The 19,002-nt window shown below is 67.4% G+C and carries 17 protein-coding genes; 7 read left to right on the top strand and 10 right to left on the bottom strand.

The genetic code is table 11. The features are described from left to right. Window positions 1-369 precede the first annotated feature (369 nt). From HGB44_RS15705 to HGB44_RS15680, 6 genes are all read left to right on the top strand, one after another. Entirely contained in the window at window positions 370-894 is a 525-nt protein-coding gene (locus HGB44_RS15705; RefSeq protein WP_168444030.1) for a hypothetical protein, read from the top strand. Between the two features lie 137 nt (window positions 895-1,031). Beyond that, window positions 1,032-1,445, top strand: coding sequence for a roadblock/LC7 domain-containing protein (locus HGB44_RS15700; RefSeq protein ID WP_061082957.1), 414 nt, complete (start codon window positions 1,032-1,034; stop codon window positions 1,443-1,445). After that, the gene (locus HGB44_RS15695; protein WP_082768585.1) at window positions 1,442-2,266 is read left to right on the top strand and encodes a DUF742 domain-containing protein; all 825 of its coding nucleotides are present in this window, start codon (window positions 1,442-1,444) and stop codon (window positions 2,264-2,266) included. The genes HGB44_RS15700 and HGB44_RS15695 overlap by 4 nt, the downstream gene beginning before the upstream one ends. After that, on the top strand, window positions 2,263-3,447 hold the full coding sequence (locus tag HGB44_RS15690; protein WP_061082959.1) for a styrene monooxygenase/indole monooxygenase family protein: 1,185 nt from the start codon (window positions 2,263-2,265) through the stop codon (window positions 3,445-3,447). The genes HGB44_RS15695 and HGB44_RS15690 overlap by 4 nt, the downstream gene beginning before the upstream one ends. Window positions 3,448-3,564: 117 nt before the next feature. Beyond that, window positions 3,565-4,203, top strand: a complete 639-nt coding sequence (locus HGB44_RS15685) for a class I SAM-dependent methyltransferase (protein WP_231972620.1) — start codon at window positions 3,565-3,567, stop codon at window positions 4,201-4,203. Further along, complete coding sequence (locus tag HGB44_RS15680; protein ID WP_168444029.1) at window positions 4,200-7,115, top strand: type I polyketide synthase; 2,916 nt, start codon at window positions 4,200-4,202, stop codon at window positions 7,113-7,115. The genes HGB44_RS15685 and HGB44_RS15680 overlap by 4 nt, the downstream gene beginning before the upstream one ends. 438 nt (window positions 7,116-7,553) lie before the next feature. On the opposite strand, the gene HGB44_RS15675 is transcribed toward HGB44_RS15680, so the two are convergent. The 6 genes from HGB44_RS15675 to HGB44_RS15650 form a co-directional block, all read right to left on the bottom strand. Beyond that, window positions 7,554-8,096, bottom strand: a complete 543-nt coding sequence (locus HGB44_RS15675) for a DUF2752 domain-containing protein (protein ID WP_061082962.1) — start codon at window positions 8,094-8,096, stop codon at window positions 7,554-7,556. A gap of 259 nt (window positions 8,097-8,355) precedes the next feature. After that, the gene (locus tag HGB44_RS15670; protein WP_231972618.1) at window positions 8,356-9,228 is read right to left on the bottom strand and encodes a F510_1955 family glycosylhydrolase; all 873 of its coding nucleotides are present in this window, start codon (window positions 9,226-9,228) and stop codon (window positions 8,356-8,358) included. A gap of 74 nt (window positions 9,229-9,302) precedes the next feature. Beyond that, window positions 9,303-10,811 (bottom strand): multicopper oxidase family protein, encoded by a 1,509-nt coding sequence (locus HGB44_RS15665; RefSeq protein WP_061082964.1) that lies wholly within the window; start codon window positions 10,809-10,811, stop codon window positions 9,303-9,305. A gap of 56 nt (window positions 10,812-10,867) precedes the next feature. Continuing rightward, window positions 10,868-11,344 carry a hypothetical protein gene (locus HGB44_RS15660; protein ID WP_168444028.1) on the bottom strand — a complete coding sequence of 159 codons (477 nt, stop codon included), beginning with the start codon at window positions 11,342-11,344 and terminating at the stop codon, window positions 10,868-10,870. A 51-nt stretch (window positions 11,345-11,395) separates the two neighbouring features. Then, window positions 11,396-13,048 (bottom strand): murein biosynthesis integral membrane protein MurJ, encoded by a 1,653-nt coding sequence (gene murJ / locus HGB44_RS15655; RefSeq protein ID WP_061082966.1) that lies wholly within the window; start codon window positions 13,046-13,048, stop codon window positions 11,396-11,398. 75 nt (window positions 13,049-13,123) lie between these two features. Continuing rightward, the gene (locus HGB44_RS15650; protein WP_061082967.1) at window positions 13,124-13,789 is read right to left on the bottom strand and encodes a GNAT family N-acetyltransferase; all 666 of its coding nucleotides are present in this window, start codon (window positions 13,787-13,789) and stop codon (window positions 13,124-13,126) included. 365 nt (window positions 13,790-14,154) lie between these two features. On the opposite strand from HGB44_RS15650, the gene HGB44_RS15645 reads away from it, so the two are divergent. Further along, window positions 14,155-14,982 carry a hypothetical protein gene (locus HGB44_RS15645; protein ID WP_061082968.1) on the top strand — a complete coding sequence of 276 codons (828 nt, stop codon included), beginning with the start codon at window positions 14,155-14,157 and terminating at the stop codon, window positions 14,980-14,982. A gap of 94 nt (window positions 14,983-15,076) precedes the next feature. On the opposite strand, the gene HGB44_RS15640 is transcribed toward HGB44_RS15645, so the two are convergent. The 4 genes from HGB44_RS15640 to HGB44_RS15625 form a co-directional block, all read right to left on the bottom strand. Continuing rightward, a complete protein-coding gene (locus HGB44_RS15640; RefSeq protein ID WP_061082969.1) occupies window positions 15,077-15,955 on the bottom strand; it encodes a M56 family metallopeptidase in 879 nt (292 codons plus the stop codon). Between the two features lie 2 nt (window positions 15,956-15,957). Continuing rightward, window positions 15,958-16,314 (bottom strand): BlaI/MecI/CopY family transcriptional regulator, encoded by a 357-nt coding sequence (locus HGB44_RS15635; RefSeq protein ID WP_017563157.1) that lies wholly within the window; start codon window positions 16,312-16,314, stop codon window positions 15,958-15,960. Window positions 16,315-16,432: 118 nt separating this feature from the next. Beyond that, window positions 16,433-17,428, bottom strand: coding sequence for an ATP-grasp domain-containing protein (locus HGB44_RS15630; RefSeq protein WP_061082970.1), 996 nt, complete (start codon window positions 17,426-17,428; stop codon window positions 16,433-16,435). 173 nt (window positions 17,429-17,601) lie between these two features. After that, window positions 17,602-19,002, bottom strand: a complete 1,401-nt coding sequence (locus HGB44_RS15625) for an NADH-quinone oxidoreductase subunit N (RefSeq protein WP_061082971.1) — start codon at window positions 19,000-19,002, stop codon at window positions 17,602-17,604.

The raw sequence follows: 19,002 nt of genomic DNA, 5'->3' as shown, positions 1-19,002 counted from the left end.
CCGTCTGCACGGCGAGATCGGTCTGGTCCCGCCAGCGGAGTTCGAGGACGGCTTCTACCGGCAGCAGGCCGGGGCAACAGAAGGCGAAGCGTTGGTTCCGAGCCTCCAATAAACCCGGCACGAGACACATCCACGGAGCCGGAGGACCAGCGCCTGGCAGCTGACGCCTACGGACTCCTACGGACCGTGGCACGCAGAATCAACCGTAAGGAGCTCGCGCTTCTGGCAGCTGACCGGGGAATCCGCGCGGCCGAGCGGTCGTGTGATCCCGTTCGCTTGGCGACGGCCCGTTGGAACAACAGTCACGCCCTCCTCGCCCTTGGAGAGCACCGTGCGGCTCAGGAGGTCGCACTCGCCGCCATCTCCGAGGTGTCCTCAGTCGAGAGTCGCGACGCCAGCGCGATCACGGGAGCCCTGTGGCTGACAGCGGCGGTGACCCAGGCCCGTTCGGGGGACAAGTTCACGGCGTTGGAATGGATCAACGACCGTGCGGCTCCCCTGGCCGAGAAGACCGGTGAGACCAACGTGGGAAGAACCTGTTTCGGGCCCTCCAACGTGGCCCTGCACGCGGTCAGTATCGAACTGGAGGACGGCCAGGCCGCGTCGGCCCTGTCTCTGGCGGACCGGATCGACACCTCGCCCCTCGCCTCACGGGAACGTCACACCACGTGGTCCCTGGACCTGGCGCGGGGCCACATCCTTCGCTTCGATCCTGGGGCGGCGATGCTGTACCTGCTGCAAGCGGAGACAACCGGTGCCGAGGACCTGCGTTACAACAGCGACGCGCACGACACGCTACGGCGGGTCCTGCACCAGGCCCGCCCTTCCCTGCGTACCCAAGCCGTCGGACTGACCAGGCGCCTTGGCATCGAGGAATCCATCCTCGCTGGTTGACGGCTTTCCTAGCTCCTGGCTTGGCCCCACCGTGAGCACGCCGAGTTGCAGGGTTCGCGGATCAGAGTGGCCGCATGTCCTCCGTACCAGCGCCCACCACCCTCCCGCCTGAAGCACCGGCCCCTTCCATCACGCGCGTGGCAGCCGAACTCGCGGAACTGGCGAAGCGCGCCCGCCTGGCCTCGGCGCTGGTGTGCTCCCACGACGCCCTCGTACTGGCCTACACCGGCATGGACCAAGAGCACGCCGAGCGGTCAGCCGCCACCTTCGCGACCCTGTTCTCGACGGCGGCCTCCTATTCGCGGCTGTTGAGCACCGGCGATGTCGAGCGGGTCGTGCTGCGCTGCGCAGACGGCCCCATGGTGATGCTGCCCATCACGTCCTGCACCTGCCTGCTCGCCGCGATGCCCGATGACCAGGCGCTGATCACCGGTGCGGGAGCGTGCGGCGAGTTCGCCGACGCCGTCGCTCCCCTACTGCCCCAGGAGTTGCCGCGCACGGTGGGCGGGATGCGTGTCCACCGATCCCCCGTGTCGAAAGAGGCCGCATGATGGCTACTCGAATTCGTCTGCGCCCGAACGTAACCGACCACACCCTGGTCCGCCTCGTCCCTGGCAGCAGCTCACAGGTGACGGGCCATGGCGGACCTGACGAGATGACCACGGCGGCCTTCCAGCTGCTGGCCGACACCGCCCAGCCCATGTCGGTGTTGGAGCTCGCTGCCCGGCTGAGCCTGCCCCGAGCGGTGGCCGCCACCATCATCACGGACCTGTCCACACAGCATCTGGTCCAGCTCAGCTCTGCCCATCCGCCGAGGGAGTTCGCTCGCCAGGCTCGACTCCAACACCAGGTTCCGGTCTCGAAACGATGCCCCGGCCTGGTGTCGGCCAAGGTCACGGTGGTGGGGCCGCGCGGCACCGGCACCTCCACCTACGTCGGCGCCGCCTCCGACCATGCTCCGATACGCACCGTGGAAACCGCGCACCACGATGGTGAGCTGATCTCCCTGTCACTGGAGCTCGGCGCCATCGAGATCTCACCCACCAGTCGCCTGCATCTGCTGGCCGCACCGGCACCAACCGCCTTCGACGCGTTCTGGCCCGGGGTCGTCCGCTCCGCTCTGGGAGTGCTGGTGGTCGTCCATCCCCACCGCAGCGCTGAGGCGATCCCGACTCTTCTGGCGGTGCAGGACGCCGCGCTGCCCTATCAGGTCGTGGTCAATCACCTGGATGGCACCGACCCCGCTCCCGATCTGGTCAGCGCCACGCTCGATGTGGCCCCGGACCGGGTGACGGTCGCTGATGCCCGTTCCCGGCCCGCCACTCGCTCAGTGCTGAACCGACTCCTGCGACGCCTGGAGGATGCCTCGTGAAGATCCTGATCGTGGGCGCCAGCCAGGGCGGCTTGCAGGCCGCGCACCGGCTGCTCCGCCACGGAGCCGACGTGACGCTACTGACTTCGCGTTCCTCGGTGGAGATGCGTCAGGGCCGAGCGCAGATGACCCAGCTGACCCTTCCGTCGGTGCGCAAAGTCGAACAGGACCTCGGTCTGGACTTTTGGGCCTCCAATGCCCCGGTGTACCGCACGGTACGGCTGACCACACTCACCACCGACGGCATCGGCGGATTCACCGGCGACCTCGGAGCCGAAGGTGTGGCCGTGGACCCACGGGTGAAGCTGCCCGATTGGCTGGAGTACTTCGAGGACCAGGGCGGCAAGGTGGTCATCCACGGGGCCACCGTCACCGACCTGGCCTACTTCACCCGGATGTATGACGCGGTCCTGATCGCGGTGGGCGCCGGTGAGCTCGGACAGCTCTTCCCCGCCGACCCCACCCGGCCTCTGGCAGCAGAAGCACAGATCGTCTCCCAGGCCTATCTGCACGACTGGCCCGCGGACAAGGGTGTCGACGTCGAGGTGTACTCCACCTCGGCGGGAGAGGTCTACGTCATTCCCACACTCACCGCTGAGGGCCCCGCTCACTCGGTCATGGTCGCGGCTCATCCCAACGGTCAACTGGACCTGACCACCGATGCCGCTCACCGACCCGACGTGCATGCCCTGCTGCCCGAGCGCATGGGTCCGGTACTGCCGGAGTTGGCTGAGCGGTACCGGGAGGGGGAACTGGTCGAGGGCAACTCCACGCTCATCCGAAGGATTGCCCCGGTGGTCCGCACACCCGTCGCCTTCCTGGGCGAAGGGTTCGTGGTGGGGATGGGGGACGCCGTCGTCACCACCGAGCCCAGGACCGGGCAGGGGTGGGCGGTCTCCACCAGGGGCGCTCAGTTCCTGATCGAACGGATGATCGCCCGCTTCGACGCGCACGGCAGTTTCGACCAGGCGTTCTTCACCGACACCTTCTCCGCCTTGTGGCAGGAGGAGATCCGGCACACCGCCGCGTTCTCGCGCATGGTCAACGACTTCCACACCGGCCGCCTCTCCCCCGCCGTGCTGGAGGCCATGGCGCTGGCCAGCATCGACAAGGACTACGCCGACCAGTGGGTGCGGGGGTTCGACAACCCCCGCGTACTCACCGACCTGCTCCGTCTGTGAGCGTCCCCCAGCCGAAGGAACTGCTTCGCCATGCCCGAGAACTCCCCATCACCTGTCTCAGCGCCAAATCCCAGGCTCTACAGCCACCGGAACCTTCGGCGGTACCGCCGCCTGGTCGTGGGGTTGTCCCACCGGTTCGCGTGGAAGGTCGACAACACTGAGATCGCAGACCTCTACGCCCACCACACAGCCGCCTCTCACCTGGAGGTCGGCCCGGCCGACGGACACTTTCTGGTCAACAGTCCCGATCCCGTCGGCCCAGACGGTGTGCCGCTGTCGGCCCGTCTGCGTCAGGTCCACCTGCTGGACCTGAACTCAGCACCGTTGGTGCGGTGCGCACGGCTGCTGCGTGAGCGCGCACGGGTCCTCACCCACCAGCACGACGTGCTCGCCTGCCCGTGGCCGCTGGCAGATGACTCGGTGGGGTCGGTGGCGATGTTCCACGTCCTGCACTGCGTCCCCGGCGCCTCTCTGCGCGCCAAGCACACGCCTTTCTCCGAGGTCGCGCGAGTCCTGGCGCCCAGCGGGGTGTTCATCGGTTCCACCCTGCTGGGTGTCGAAGATCCCTTCACCCGCAACAACTGGCTCGCACGCCGTCTCCAGCACGCTTACAACCGTCCTGACCGCAACGTCTTCCACAACGACGGCGACCGGCTCGTGGAACTCAAGCACATGCTCGGTCTTCACTTCACGGAAGTACAGGTAACCCTCATGGGAGCGGCCGGAGTGTGGGTAGCGAAGGGACCGCGGCGATGACCACCACACCCACCACTTCCACCGGCCAGGAACCGGTCGCGATCATCGGCATGGGTTGCCGCCTGCCTGGCGACATCATCACCCCCGCCCAGCTGTGGGACGCCCTGGTCCAGGGGCGAGACTGCGTCACTCGTGTACCGGACGAGCGCTGGCGGCAGATGGTCTCGCGTCTGCACTCCGAGCAGGTGCCCGACCAGCCGTTCCCCGCCGGGGTCGTGGATATCGACGCCTTCGACCGGGAGTTCTTCGGCATCACCGCGGATGAGGCCGCCGAAATGGACCCGCAGCAGAGAATCCTGTTGGAGGTGGTCTACGAAGCGCTCGCCGACGCATCCCTGCGGCCGTCCTCACTCACCGGGAGCCGGACCGGAACCTACGTCGGCGCGGCCAGTACCGACCAGGCCGCGCTCAACTTCGGCACGGGGAACCGTGCCGGTGTGTACACCTCCTCCGGCGCGGGGATGGCGATGCTGGCCAACCGGGTCTCCTACCTGTTGGACCTGGCCGGGCCGTCGATGACCATCGACACTGCCTGTTCGTCGTCGTTGACCGCACTGCACACGGCCATGCGTGACCTGCGCTCAGGCGAGGCGGACACCGCGATCGTCGGCGGAACCAACGTGTTGGCCTCCCCGGTGATCACCGCCTCTTTCGTGGAAGCCGGAGTGCTGGCACCGGATGGCCGGTGTAAACCCTTCGACCTGGGCGCGGACGGGTACGTGCGGTCCGAGGGTGTGGTCGTGCTCGTGTTGTCGCGGGCCGGACTCGTCCAGGAGCGGGGACATCGGGTGTGGGCTCACGTGGCTGGAACCGCCATCGGCCACGGCGGGCGCTCCACACACCTGCTCGCGCCCCGGGTCGAGCGTCAAGTAGCGGTGATCCGTCAGGCCTTGGCCGACGCCGACATGTGCCCGGACCGGGTGGGGTGGGTGCAAGCGCACGGCACCGGTACGCGGGCCGGGGACCGTGTCGAAGTCACAGCCATAGCCCGAGCTCTGGGTCGGAACACTCCGGTGCCGGTGGGGTCGGTCAAGTCAGCGCTCGGTCACCTGGAGGGCGCGGCTGGAGCGCTCGGGGTGATGGTGGCCGCGTTGGCGGTCCATCGCGGCACGCTTCCGCCCACCTTGCACCATCGAGCCCTGCGTCCTCAGCTCGCTGGCTTGGTGCGGGTGCCTACCCGTGTGGAGGAGTGGCCGCGCGGTGAGTTCTCCGTCGAGGGAAGTCGGGTGGCTGGGGTGAGCAGTTTCGGGTTCGGTGGGGCCAACGCACACGCCATCATCACCCGAGCCCCCGTTGTGGCTCCGCCGCCGGGCGAGAAACCCATGCCGTTGCCGGAGACCGTGCTGATTTCCGGCCGCGCCCACACAGCTCTCGCTTCGGTCGCCGCTGACATGGCCGAACGCGCTCCTTCGGGCCGCAACGTGGGAACCGTGGCCGATACCGCTCTCCTTCACGGGGGTCATCACCAGTACCGAGCCGCGGTGGTCGCCTCCGACCTCGGTGGTCTGGTCCAGGGCTTGCGCAGCATCCAGGACCAGGCCCCGAACTCGGACGTGGTTGGCCCCCGTCCCGCCCCTGCCACCCGGCCGCGGGTGGTGTTCGTCTACACCGGACATGGCGGCCACCATCCCGACGCTGGAGGCGAGTTGATGCGCCAACCCGTCTTCGCCCGCGCTCTGAACGAAGCCCGCGCGGCGCTGGAGCAGCACACCAGCTACCCGGTATGGAAACCCGGCGGCCCCATCACCAGCTTCGTGGACGCCCAGCACTGCACGTTCCTGGTGCAGGTCGCGCTCACCCACTTGCTGGCCGAGCGTGGCATCATTCCCGATACCGTCATGGGCCACTCTGTCGGGGAAGTCGCCGCGGCCTACAGCGCGGGTGCCGTGTCCCTACGGGACGCGGCGCGGATACTCGCCCACCGCAGCCGCCTGTTGGGCGGACTGTCCGAAACGGGCGGGCTGCTCGCGGTACGCGCGGGCGTTGAGCAGATCTCGGACTTCCTGGCCGCCTATGAGGGGCACCTGACCATCGCTTCCTACAGCGCCCCGCAAGTGCAGGTCGTAGCCGGAGCACAGGGGGAGTTGCTGCACCTGCACACCGCCCTCGACCAGGAAGGAGTGTGGTCGCGGCCGATCGCGGACACCATCCCCGCCCATTCCCCGGCCGTGGACCCTCTCGTCCCGGAACTCGAAGGCGCCTTGGCGGGCCTGCGTCCCCAGGTGCCCAGAGTCCCCATCATCTCCACCGCCTATCCGTCTGACAGCACGGCTGGGCCAGGTTTGTGGGGCCCGGCGTACTGGGCCTCCCAGGCGCGCGAACCAGTGCGATTCACCGACGCCCTGCACCAGGCCACCGGCATCGGAGCCGAAGAGCCGGTGGTGTTCGTGGAGATCGGACCACGAGCGCTGCTGTCCGAGCACATTGCCCACACCGTGGGCACCCAGCACCGCGTCGTGGCCGCCACCAGCGCCTCAAACACGTTCGCCCGCGCGATCGGAGAGCTGTACACCCTCGGTATCACCCCCGCCGGACCAACTCACCGTGCCCACCCGAACCTGGTCATCGCCCCTGGTTGGGACCACACCACCACTACTGACACGGAAACCAACGCCGAACAGATCCAAGTGCCCTCTCCCGACGGGGTAACGGCACACCTGACTGCGGAGATCGCCCGATTGCTGCCACTGTCCGAAGGCCTTGACCTGTCGACGTCCTGGAGCGACCTGGGGCTGGAGAGCTACCATCTTCTCCAACTCACCTTCCGACTGCGCCAGGTCCCGGCCTGGCGAGACGTGGATGTCCAACTGTTCCTGCCCGACCGTCCTCTGTCCCAGGTCGCCGAGGATCTGCAAGCCCTACTCCCGGCACCGTCGACCTCTCCGGATGGGGTGTCGTCCGTTCTCCCCTGACCCCGGAGCGACGTCCCAAGGGTGTCCTCGTTCTCGGTGGGACCAGAGCGAGGACACCCCGCGCCCCTCCTGACGAGAAGTCGTCGGCAACGCACCCCGCTGTGGAGTGAAGGACCGTTCTGCGGTGCCGGACAGGGTTCATGCCAAACTCGAAAGCCACCTCCCTGCGGCACCAAGGGCCAGACCGAGACGTACGGTCGAGCACACCAGCAGCAGGGGGCGGCTCGCATCGAAACCAAGCTCCGCAAGGGTCCCGATGTCAGCCATGGGGCCGCTGGCACCCTCGTCCTCTCTTCCCCTACCTGCGCTGGGCCTGCCGCTCTTCAGGATCTCCGCTCACGAAGAGAGGGGCGAGGAAGTGACCGCCTTGGGGCACGGTTATGGCGATCATCGCAGCGGTCACCTCCTTCGTTGGGCCTTCCCCGTTCTGGACGGGACTCAGGACGGACGGTCGGCTCTGGCCAACATACGACGGCGCCTGAGGGAGACCCATATGGCGAGTACCAGGACCGGCAGCGCGTTCAGCACGGGTCCCAGGAGCGAGAACTCGCCGGGCGGGCTGCGCAGGAGCTCGACGTTGAGCTGCTGGCGGATGGCCAGCAGCCCGAACAGCACGCCACCCACCACCGCGACGATCGGCCACGAACGTAGGCGGATGTTGACCCAGCGGCCTGTCATCATGCCGAACACCAACCTCAGAAGAACGACGACGGCCCCGACGACCAAAGGGATTCCGAGCGGGTTGTACCGCCAGGACTCGGCCAGGTCACCGCTCATCGCCGCCCACACCGAGCGGGTCCCACCGCACAGGGGATCCATGATCCCCAGGTAGTGGAGCGGCCCGTGGATGTCGACCGGCGGAAGCCCGAAGACCGCCATGACCGCACCGAGAACCAGCCCGATCAGCGCCAACCAGGCATACAGCCGATGGTCGTCGTACTCCTCGACCCGGAACTCGAGCGGTCGAAGCCATGCGGGCATATCGCCTCCTTTCGTTGTCCGCGCGTGTTCGGAGATCGCGAAAGCCATCAGATCTCGGTAGTCGCACGGAAGATACGTCTGGGTGACTCGGGTGCACAGGTCCGGAGCAGCCAACGTCCCCGGGGTCACAAAGGTAGGGTGCAGCCGCCTGCCAACCGAGTGAGGGTCATCAGCCCACCTACGGGTAGCAGACCGAGGACGCCCCCACTCGGTGCGACCACCGATGGGCTGAGACGGATCACCTTCCCGGCGTGAGCGTTCACCCGTCCTGGGAACCCACCGCTTCGAAAGTCTGTCCTCCGTCGGAGGACACCACCAGCGTTCCGCCGGCTGCCACCACCACGTGGTCAGCGTCGGCGTGAATCGCCTCAGGCTGTTCTCCGACTGTGCCCAGCGCCTCCCAGTTCCGACCGGTGTCCTCACTCCGGTGCACGGCTCCGCCTGCATCGATGCCGTAGACAGTGTCGGATCCCCGGACCCAGTCAACGAACACCAGTGGCGGAGCTCCGTCGACCTGTGTGAAGGAGCGGCCACCGTCCTCCGAGCGTCGCAGGCCCTGTTGTGTGGTGGCCAGAACGGTCTCCGCGTCCTCGGAGACGGCCAGTCCGATGGCGTTCAGTTCCGGGTCCAGGTCGTACCACTCCTGGCCGTCGTCAGTCGCGCGCAGGGCGCCGTCGAACCCGATCACCGTGTCTTCGGTGGCCGCGAGCGCATGGAAGTCGGACTCCCCGGCTCGCGACAGGGGTTCCCACGTGCGTCCTCCGTCGGTTGACTCGATGAGGCCAACCGGGTTGGGCATGTCTGTGTCGGGGCCGGGGTGGCCGCTGGCCACCAGCCGTCCCTGGCCTGCGTCGCTGAGTCCCATGAAGTCCACCACCGGGCCGACGGACTCGACTTCGCCGTCGTCGCTGACATGGAAGATGCCCTGGTGGGTGCCCAGGATCCAGCCGTCCCCGTTCGAGTTCGCGACGATGCCGTGCACGTGCTGTATTTCGGCAGGCGGGGCGCCCTGCTGTTCGGAGCCGGATGAGGAGTCGGTGCTGTCACCACCGGTGGCGGCGCAAGCGGTGAGCATGGCGAGTGAGGCCAGGAGAGCGAGAGGTCGGAGGACAAAGGCAGGTGTGATCGGCATGAGCGCTGATCTCCTTCGGTGTGAGGGTGGGATGGGCGCACGATGCGCGCCCATCCCCTTCCGCTGTCGGATGATCAGGCGGTGTAGGCGACCACGCCCATCATTCCGGACTCGCCGTGGTAGAGGTTGTGGCAGTGCGTCATCCACAACCCCGGGTTGTCGGCGTCGAAGTCGCAGGTCAGCGTCTGTCCGGGCAGGACGTTCAGGGTGTCCTTGCGGGGTCCGTCCGTTCCGATCTGGACGTGGTGACCGTGCAGGTGCATCGGATGCCACATGTCGGTGGTGTTGGTCAGGACGAGCCGCACCCTCTGCCCGTGGGAGACGGTGAAGGCCGCCGCGGTGGGGTCCTCGTGGTCGTAGGCGCGACCGTTCAGTCCCCAGTCGAAGTCGGCCATCGACCCGGTCAGTCTGATCTCGTGGACGACGTCGGGCTCCGTCACGTCCAGGCGGACGCTTTCCTCGGCGGTCAGGTCGGTGGCCACGAGGACCCGGCCGTCGAGTTCCGCAGGACGCACCTGGGGATCGGCGGCCGAACCCGAGCCGGTCCTGACCAGTGCCAGTCCCGTGGTGTCCTTGCCCTCGGCGAGTGCGACGAACGGGAAGACGCCGTCCGCCAGGGTGACCAGGACGTCGTAGCGCTCTCCCATGCCCATCAGCAGCGCGTCGGCCTCGGTGTGCTCGACCGCGTAGCCGTCGGTGTGGGTGACGGTCATCGTGTGCCCGCCCAGGCAGACCCGGTAGGCGGTGTCGGCCCCGGCGTTGATCAGTCGGATCCGCACCCGGTCGCCCGGTGCGGCCTCGAAGGTGCGTGGATCGTTGGGCGGTCGGCCGCTGACCAGGTGCATCGGATAGTAGACGTCCCCGGCGTCCCCGCCGAGCAGGTCGCTGGTGGCCCCCATCAGGGTCGAGCCCATCCGCATGGGCCCCTTCCCCTCCCCCATGCCGTGACCGCCGTGGTCCATCCCCCCGCGTAGTTCCTCCAGGACCTGGTCCGGGGTGCTCTCGACCCCGTCCAGCCAGTCGTCCAGGACGATGACCCACTCCTGGTCGTAGGCCAGCGGTTCGCGGGGGTCCTCCACGATGATCGGTGCGTACAGGCCCCGGTCGAACTGGGTTCCCACGTGCGGATGGAACCAGTGGGTGCCCGGGTTGGCCGCGACGAACCGGTAGGTGAAGCGTTCGCCGGGCGCGACCGGGCCCTGGGTCAGGTGGGGGACGCCGTCCATGTCGTTGCGCAGGGCCAACCCGTGCCAGTGCACGCTGGTGGGGTCGGGAAGGTTGTTGACCAGGGTGGCGGCCACGGTGTCTCCGGCACCGACCCGCAACTCGGGGCCGGGAAGGCCGTCTCCGTAGCCCCAGGTGCGCACACGGGTTCCGCCCAGGTCGAGTTCGGTCTCAGCGGCGGTGAGCGTGAACTCGCGCTCACGACCGGTGGAAGGCCGCCTGGCCTCGGTCGTGTCGACGATGTCGTCACCGGGACTCACCAGGGAGGAGGCACCGGTGCGGGAGCAGGCTGACAGGAGGACGGCCCCGGACAGGGCGATCCCCCCGCCGACGAGGGTACGGCGGGTGATTTCTGACATGGCTGAACTGTCCTTCGCTCTGCGATGGGGAAAGGGCGTGGGAGTTCCGCCGGGTACTAGATCCGCAGAATCGACAGTTCGGACAGCTGGGGAGGCTGGGGAGGAGGGCTGTGAGCGAGAAGCGGCGGCGGCTGGAGCGGCACGGGGCGCAGCAGTACTCCGCCGACGGAAAGCGGCGCGGGAAGCCCGAGCTCGGTCTTGGCGTTCAGACATCCGGTGTTGGAGGGAACGCAGTCGGAATGCGTGGCATTCGCGTAGTCACCGTGCTCGGCTTCCATACCCCCGAAGGCGTGCCCGGAGGAGCCTCCACCCGAGGAGGCGGTGGCGTGGACGGTGGGGCCGGGTTCTGTCATGGCCTCCTCTACCACCACGCCGTGGTGACTCAGGAAGAGCAGGGCGAGCACCATCGTGGCGAACGGCAGCACCAGGCGCGCAGCAAAGGAGCGGCGCGTCGAGCGTGCCCTCTCCAGCACCGACCACACGCCCCGCGCACGATGAATGCGTCGGCCGGGTCCGAGTGCTCCTGATGTCACGGTATCCACTCTAACTGAGATACGACCACGGGGTATCTCCTCATCATGCCGTCATCGTCTCCGCACGATCCGGTCACGCACCATCGTCGTCACCGCGGCGACCTCCTCAATACGCAGGGAACGACCCACCGACAGGAACAAGGGGATTCCGCACACGCCTCCGACCGCCATCGCGGCCACGGCCGTGACCGTCTCACCAGCGATCCGGTCCTGAGCGAACAGGAGAGCTCCCGCGGCCAGTAGCACGGAAGGGACCGCAGCGATGTGCAGGCGGACTACCGTCCACGTGATTCGACGTCCGTCAATTCCTCCCAGTCTGCGGCCGAGGACAGCACCTCCGATGAGCAGCCCGCACACGTAGGAGAGCATGAACCCGCTCGCGACGCCCATGACGACCTGGTGCGGCGGAAGGATCCAGTAGGAGGCCAGGGCGATCACGGCGTGCACCGCGACGTTGGCGATACTGGTCAGGGCCGGGGTACGTGTGTCCCCGGAGGCGTAGAAGACGCGCAGCATGAGCTGGTAGACGGTGAAGGGAACCAGCCCCAGGGCGAAGACCGTGAGGACATGGCCGATGGCACGGGCGTCCTCGACCGAGGTGTTACCGCGGGCGAACACCAGGACGCACAGGGGAACGGCGTAGACGGCCATCACGAGCGCTATGGGGACGAGCAGGGTCGCCACCGTTCTCAGGCCTCGCGAGAAGTCGTCCCGTACCCTGCTCCACGCGTTGTCGGCGGCATACTCGCTCATTCGCGGCAGTAGAACGGTGATGACCGAAACCGCCAGGATCGCGTAGGGCAACTGGAACAACTGGTAGGCGTAGTTGTAGGCGGTCAGGCCCGCCCCGACCCCCGGCTCACCGGTGGCCGCCGCGACACCCGCCCGGTTGGCGAGGTTGGCGGTGATCAGGAACCCCGTCTGCATGGTGCACACGAGTACGAACATCCAACCGGCCGCGCGCAACGCCTCGCCGAGCCCCGAACCCCTGAGGTCGAGGCGGGGCCTCCACCGGAAACCGGCCGCACGCAGCGCCCACTGCAAGGTGAGGGCCTGAAGCACCATGGCGCCGGTTGTTCCAAGCCCCAGAAGAATGACTTGTGTGTCGGTGACCGTCCCGGCGGTGACTCCCGGTTCCGAGACGAGGAGGAAGGACAGTCCGACACAGATGATGACCACATTGTTGAGCACCGGAGCCCACACGGGCGCGCCGAACCTGCCACGGATGTTGAGTAGGGCGTTGGACACACCGCTCAGTCCGATGAAGAAGATCTGCGCCAGCAAGAAGCGGGCAAGCAGCACCGCGACGTCGAACTGGGCATCGGTGAACTCCCCGGCGTAGAGGCGGATCAGTGGTTCCGCGGCCAGGACCGCCACTGACGCCAGCGCCAGGAGGGCGATAAGAGCCATGGTGAACACGCGCTGCTCAGTGGCATGGCCCCCGTCAGGATCCCGTTTGCGGCGCCTGACCAGGAACGGCACGATGACGCTGGCCATCAGGCCGCCGATGAGCAGGTCGTAGACGATGAAGGGAATCGTGTTGGCTGTGTTGTAGGCGTCTCCCAGAAGTTGGGTTCCCAATGCCGCTGCCAGGACGACCGTGCGCGCGAATCCGGTCACACGAGAGACCGCGGTACCGGCGGCCATGACACTGCTGGACCTCGCCAGATCCGGCTTGTGCGGTTCTGTGGTGGGAGTCGTCACCGATCGGGGTCCTTTGCTCGTCCGCGTGGTAGTCGGTGCGTGTCAGCGGCCGAGGGCCGCATGCCGTGTTCCCGTTCACTCCAGGTCGAGAGTGAAGGGCGTCCACAGCTTGCCGTCCATATCCGCCTGGTTCTCCTGGGACTCCCAGTGCAGGCGTTCGTAGAACTTCTTCGCCGGTTCGTTGTCATAGCTGGTGTACAGCCTGAGTCTCCGGGTTCCGTGGAGTCGTGCGATGGCCGCGAACCGCTCGACCAGAAGGGCTCCCACACCTGCACGGCGTGTGTGCTCCTCCACCACGACATGACTGAGAACCCCGGTACGGAATCGTGCCTCCTGGTCCGTGTTCGTACCGGCGTTGGAACGCCGGATCCCTTTGGCGTAGCGCCGCGCTCGTGTGCGAACGAAACGCATGGTCAACTCTGGCCGCACGAGAAGTGACATCACCCCCGCCCGGGCCAGTCTCCAGCGCTCCAGTTGGAGCATGTGGTGGTGATGCACCACCTCGTCCAAGGAACCGACGAGAAATCCAGCGGGGCTTCCGTCGACCTCGGCGATGAGCGCCACCGCCGCTGGGCTGGTGAGGAAGGTGCGGTAGTAACGCTCAAGGAAGTGGTCACCGAGTTCGACGAAGAACCCCGTGGGCAGGTTGAGTCGGTGCAGGCGGACCGCTACGGGCACATCCCGCAGTTCCATGACGCGCACCGAGACCACGGGCGTCTCCGTAGGTGGCAAGGAGGACATGGCCGCAATCTACTACACTTGTAATAGATGCTGACAAGACCCGCCTCGCACTTCCACCGGAAAACATCGCGGGCGAGGCCACGCAAAAGACTTACTACTAGCGTAGTAGCTTTTCGGTCGGCCTCTCTCCGCAGACGAACGTCCATGAACCCGCGAACACGCCGCCCGCATGGGACACAGGGTGCGGTCAACGACCGCCAACCAGAAGAAAGATCACCTTGGGACGGAACACGCTGACCCTGCGACGCGCCGCGGCCCTGACCGCGATGGCCCTCTCCCTTACCTCCTGTGCCTTCACCGGGCAGGGAGCGCAACAGTCGTCCTCAGACACGGAAGAGGCCGACTCCGTACCGACGCTGCCAGAGGTGTCGGCGTACAGGGTGTCCGAGGACGAGCCCGCTCTCGAAGTGAAGCGCTCCGCGGTCCGCTTCCTCGAAGCCGCGTTCAACTACGGAGCCGAGGGTGGCACCCCCGAAGCAGCCCGCGAACGCCTGACGGCCGCAGGAGTCCCCCACAGCACGGAACAGCTGGACACCCCGCTCCTCTCCACCGACACCGCGGCCGCCACCCAGGTCGTCTACCCGCAACTGGGCGGGCTGACGGACGACGAAGCCTCCGTCATGACCGTGTTGGAGTTCACCACCCTCCGAGGACAGGAGCTGTCCACGCAGGTACGCACGGTCGACGTCCGCCTTGAACAGAAGGGACAGGAGTGGACCGTCACCGAGCTCGCGTCGAGCGGAGGTACACCACCCGAAACCGAGGTCACGCTGTCCGATACGGCCGAACGCGTACTGGCCTCCGACCGGATCCGGCTTCCCGACAGCTCACGGTGGGACATCCTCGCCGGGGACATCGACGACCGGACGCTGGAGATGATGCTCACTCTGTCAGCAGAGCACACGATCTCGGTGGCGGTCCTTTCCACCGGTCACCCGATCAACGTCTTCGACAGCGACTCGGTCAGCAACCACATCCACGGACGAGCGGTGGACATCTGGGCAATCGACGGTGTGTCGGTATCCGACCTGCGTTCGCGGGAGGGGGCCAACCCCGCACGTGCCCTGATGGAGCTCTCGTTGGCCGAAGGCGCCACCGAGGTCGGCGGCCCCTGGGCGCTCTCAACCCCCGCGGGGGCGTCATTCACCGACACCGTGCACCAGGACCATCTGCATATCGGGTTCAAGGAGTAGGGAATCTGCGCGGGCGTCGCCATGGTAAGGGTTCGCGATACGGGTGCTCGTGCGAGTCCACACCGGCTCCGCGCGACAACCCGTTCCCGATCGCTCAGATGAGCAGGAGCGCGAAAAGGTGGTGAAGCTGGACACAACTGGAGGCGATACCGCCCGAGGCGACTCCCGTGCTACTCAGGAGAGCCGGGCCAGCCACACGGCTGTCCGACGGTGCGTCACCGAGCAGAGCCTCCACACGGTGCACCACCTGCGACTGGGCGAAGGCCAGGTGCCAGGTCGAGCGGGGAACGGGAGCGGCCAGAGCCACACGGGCGATGGTACGGGCGACCAGTTCCCGGTCGCCCGTGGCCGCAGCGGCGTCTTCGTCCGCCCAACGCTCCACTGCCAGGCGTAGCGACCTGTGGAGCGAGTTCAACGGAGGGAAGATCGCGGCGGAGAAGGCTCCCAGGACGGTATAGACATGGTGCCTGTGACGCAGATGGGAGTGCTCATGGCGAAAGACCACCTGGAGCTCCTGACGGGACAGCATCCGCATCATGCCCTTGGAGAGCAGGACCCCACCGCGGCGGCCGGGCACGGCCACCGCGACCGGCTGGCTCTGACCCGTGATTGTGGTGGCGTCCCTGCGCACGGCACGCATGTCCCTCCACCACCCGGTGCCCACACGAATGGTTCCGAACAGGCCGACGGCCAGCAGGAGCAGAGCCATGAGACCCACGTTGGTCGGCATCGGCCCATGGTCGAGGAGGAGCCTGCCTCTGCCTGAGGACAGGACCGAGTCGGCGGGCAGCAGCCTCACGATGTACGCCGCCGCCACCAGGAGGGTCGTACTCAGAACGGCCAGTGCCGTGGTCACCGCCGAGATGGCGAGGATGCGTGCCGACCAAGCAGGGTGGACCGGCAGGGGCTTCCATGCGAGGACCAGGCTGAGTGCCGTCAAAAGCACGGCGGGGACAAAGGCCAGCCAACTCACGGCTACTCCTCACGCCGGTCCAGTAACGCACGAAGGGCCTTCTCCTCCGAGGTACTGAGTCCGTGGACGAACTGGTTGAGGACACTTGAGGGGTCGCTGGCCACGCGAAGGTGATCGAACATGCGCTCGGCGACCAGTTCGGACTCGTCAACGAGAAGACGATAGACGAAAGCCCTGCCGCGTTGGGAACGTTCGACCATCTTCTTATCCAGAAGCCGGAACAAGACGGTGTTGACCGTCGTGTAGGCGGGGGTGCCGTCAAGTCTGTCGAGCAGCTCTCCCGTCGAGAGGTAGCCCTCAGCACCCGCCAGTACGGCCAGTACCTCGGCCTCTAGCTGACCAAGTTTCTTTCGTGCCATCTCATCCTCGGGCTTTCCTGGTTCTCGCCTTCGTTCCAGTATCTCCGGTGACGCTCCATCGGCGCGAGAGAGCGTGCGCGCACTGGTGAGAACCACCCAGCAAGGGCGACGCCATATGCTATCCACGCCACCCGAGGGCCCATCGACGCTCGGTGAAAGCAGGCTCAGCGACGAAGGTCTCCGTCGTGTGCCGGACCATGGCTACACCGCCGCGCCATGTGCCACGGAGGGCCCTCCGATCACTGTTAAGAGCCTGGCTCAGTAGACCACCGATTTCGTCCACGCCTGCCGCCGCGGTGAGTGCGGAACTGCCGGAGAAACGAGGATTGATCTCGAACACGCGAGGTGTACCCGAGGAGTCCACACGCATCTGGACGTTGAGGGGGCCGTCGGCGGAGAGCACGTGAGCGGTTCTGACGCACACCTCGGTGACGCCTGGGTGGTGACGGCTGATCGCATAACGCGAAGAACCCTCCTTGAAGACCACCTCCTTGGGTACAACGGCCTGGACGCGACGGTCTCGCCAAAGGACGACGGAGGTGGAGTACTCAGGGCCCTCGACGTACTCCTGCACGATGACACGGCTGAGGTCGTCCCCGCCACGGTCCAGGGTCAGTGCAAGGTCATCCGCATCACGTACGACGAAAACTCCCCTACTCCCGCGGCCCCATCGTGGTTTCACAATGATCGGAAAGTCCAGGCCGTCGTGTCCTCGCGCGGCCAAGCGTGTCTTCGGCACGGGCACACCCGATTCGTACAGAAGCTCCATGAGCGTCAGTTTGTCCAGACAGCAGGCCACGGTCTCCGCCCTGGGCAACAAGACCTGCACGCCGTGGTCGGCCAGAGCCCACACCGTGAGCAGTTCCTCGTCGACCAGCGGTACTACCGCCCGAATTCTCTCCAGGGCGCAAATACGGAGGACCTCGGGGGCGTAGTCGGGGCTGTGCCCGTGGGGAACCACGTATGCCTGGTCCGCCAAGTAGAGGCCGGCTGCCCTACGGTCGATGTCCGCGGCAACCACCCTGTAGCCGGCCTCGCGTAGCCTTAGGATCTTTCCGGGGGTGCCCTCCGCTCCGGCAGCGGTTACCAGGACGCTCACATCGCTGTCTTCCATCGCTCGACCTCCTCCCCGAGTGCCATACCATCAACTTCTACTACATTAGTGATAGATTGGCTCTTTCCTTAGTAGCTGGCCGGACCTGGCCTTTCTCCGTCACCGTGAAGAAAGCTCTTGGGCAGCCGAACTCCTTTGAGCCGCACACGGCCCCAGTCGCAGCGGAGTAAGGTTCACAGCAGAGCGAGGACCGGTCCCGCCGCGAGACCCATCCCGAGGGAGACCGCCGCCGCGGTGACCGCGGTCCCCGCGCTCCACCGGCCCGGAGGACGGTCCCGTTCCGCCTCCGCCCGCGCCTCCCGGCGGAACAGCGGCAGGATCCAGCGCAGGTAGTAGAAGAGGCTGGCGAGGGTGTTGGCGGCGGCCAGCACCATCAGCCAGCCCAGGCCCGCCTCCAGAGCGGCGGTGAACAGGGCGAGCTTGCCGACGAACACCGCCGTGGGCGGTGTGCCCACGAGGCTGAGCAGGCACACGACCAGACTCAGCGCGAGCCAGGGGTGGTCGCGAAAGAGGCCCGTGTGCTCCTCCAGCGTCCGGGCCCGCAGGGCGTGCACGACCGCGAACGCCCCGAGGTTGGCCGCCAGGTAGGCGCCCAGGTAGAACAGCAGCCCCGGCCGGGCCAGCTCCGCGCCCCCGCCGACCGCGGCCACCGCCATCAGCAGGTAGCCGACCTGGCTGATGGTGGAGTAGGCCAACAGGCGCCGCGCGTCCGTCTGGAAGAAGGCGCCCAGGTTGCCCAGGGTCATCGACGCCGCGGACAGGAGCGCGGCCAGCAGCGCCCAGTCCAGCGCGGTCCCGGCCAGGACCTGGTCGCCCAGGCGGTAGAGGGCGACCAGGGCGCCGATCTTGGGAACGGTGGTGACGAAGGCGGCGACCGGCACCGGGGAACCCTCGGTCACGTCGGGTACCCAGAAGTGCAGGGGCACTCCCCCGGCCTTGAACAGCAGCCCCGCCAGCACCGCGACGGTGCCGACGGCCACCAGTGCGCCCGGCGCCCCGGGCAGGGCGGAGGCCAGTCCCGCGTAGCCGGTCGTGCCACCCGCCCCGAGCAGCAGGGTGGCCCCGGTGAGCAGCAGGATCCCCGACAGGGCGCCCAGGAGGAAGAACTTCAGGGCGGCCTCGGTGCCCGCGCCGTCCTTGGCGAAGCCGACCAGCGCGTAGAGCGGGATGCTCGCCAGGAGATAGGCCACGGCGAGCACCAGCAGGTCGTCCGCGCCCGCCAGCGCCACCGTGCCCAGGGCGCCGAGCAGCAGCAGGACGTGGAACTCGGACGCGCGCGGATGGGCGTCGAGGGTGTCCGCGGCCAGCAGGACCGTCGCCAGGACCCCCGCGAACACCGCGACGCGCACCGCGTGTGTGGCGGCGTCCACCGCGTAGCCGCCCCCGTGCGATCCCACCCCGGCCACGGCGAACACGACCGTGACCGCCAACGCGACCAGCAGCGCCGCGACCACCAGCAGGCGGACCCGCCCCTGCCGGTGCCGGGGTGTCCAGCTGCCGAGCAGGAGCGCCCCCACCGCGGCGAGCGCGAGGACTGTTTCGGGCAGCAGGGCGACCAGGTTCATCTCCTCCAT

Origin of the sequence: Nocardiopsis alborubida, assembly GCF_012396365.1 — a bacterium.
Classification (GTDB): Bacteria; Actinomycetota; Actinomycetes; order Streptosporangiales; family Streptosporangiaceae; genus Nocardiopsis; species Nocardiopsis alborubida.
This window is presented reverse-complemented; position numbering and strand designations above follow the sequence as displayed.

What these genes read in the sequence shown, in the direction of transcription:
- HGB44_RS15675 (WP_061082962.1), bottom strand. Translation starts at nt 8,096, where the DNA reads ATGCCCGCATGGCTTCGACCGCTCGAGTTCCGGGTCGAGGAGTACGAC.
- HGB44_RS15665 (WP_061082964.1), bottom strand. Translation starts at nt 10,811, where the DNA reads ATGTCAGAAATCACCCGCCGTACCCTCGTCGGCGGGGGGATCGCCCTG.
- HGB44_RS15630 (WP_061082970.1), bottom strand. Translation starts at nt 17,428, where the DNA reads ATGGAAGACAGCGATGTGAGCGTCCTGGTAACCGCTGCCGGAGCGGAG.
- HGB44_RS15670 (WP_231972618.1), bottom strand. Translation starts at nt 9,228, where the DNA reads ATGCCGATCACACCTGCCTTTGTCCTCCGACCTCTCGCTCTCCTGGCC.
- HGB44_RS15625 (WP_061082971.1), bottom strand. Translation starts at nt 19,002, where the DNA reads ATGGAGGAGATGAACCTGGTCGCCCTGCTGCCCGAAACAGTCCTCGCG.
- HGB44_RS15695 (WP_082768585.1), top strand. Translation starts at nt 1,442, where the DNA reads ATGATGGCTACTCGAATTCGTCTGCGCCCGAACGTAACCGACCACACC.
- HGB44_RS15635 (WP_017563157.1), bottom strand. Translation starts at nt 16,314, where the DNA reads ATGGCACGAAAGAAACTTGGTCAGCTAGAGGCCGAGGTACTGGCCGTA.
- HGB44_RS15680 (WP_168444029.1), top strand. Translation starts at nt 4,200, where the DNA reads ATGACCACCACACCCACCACTTCCACCGGCCAGGAACCGGTCGCGATC.
- HGB44_RS15650 (WP_061082967.1), bottom strand. Translation starts at nt 13,789, where the DNA reads ATGTCCTCCTTGCCACCTACGGAGACGCCCGTGGTCTCGGTGCGCGTC.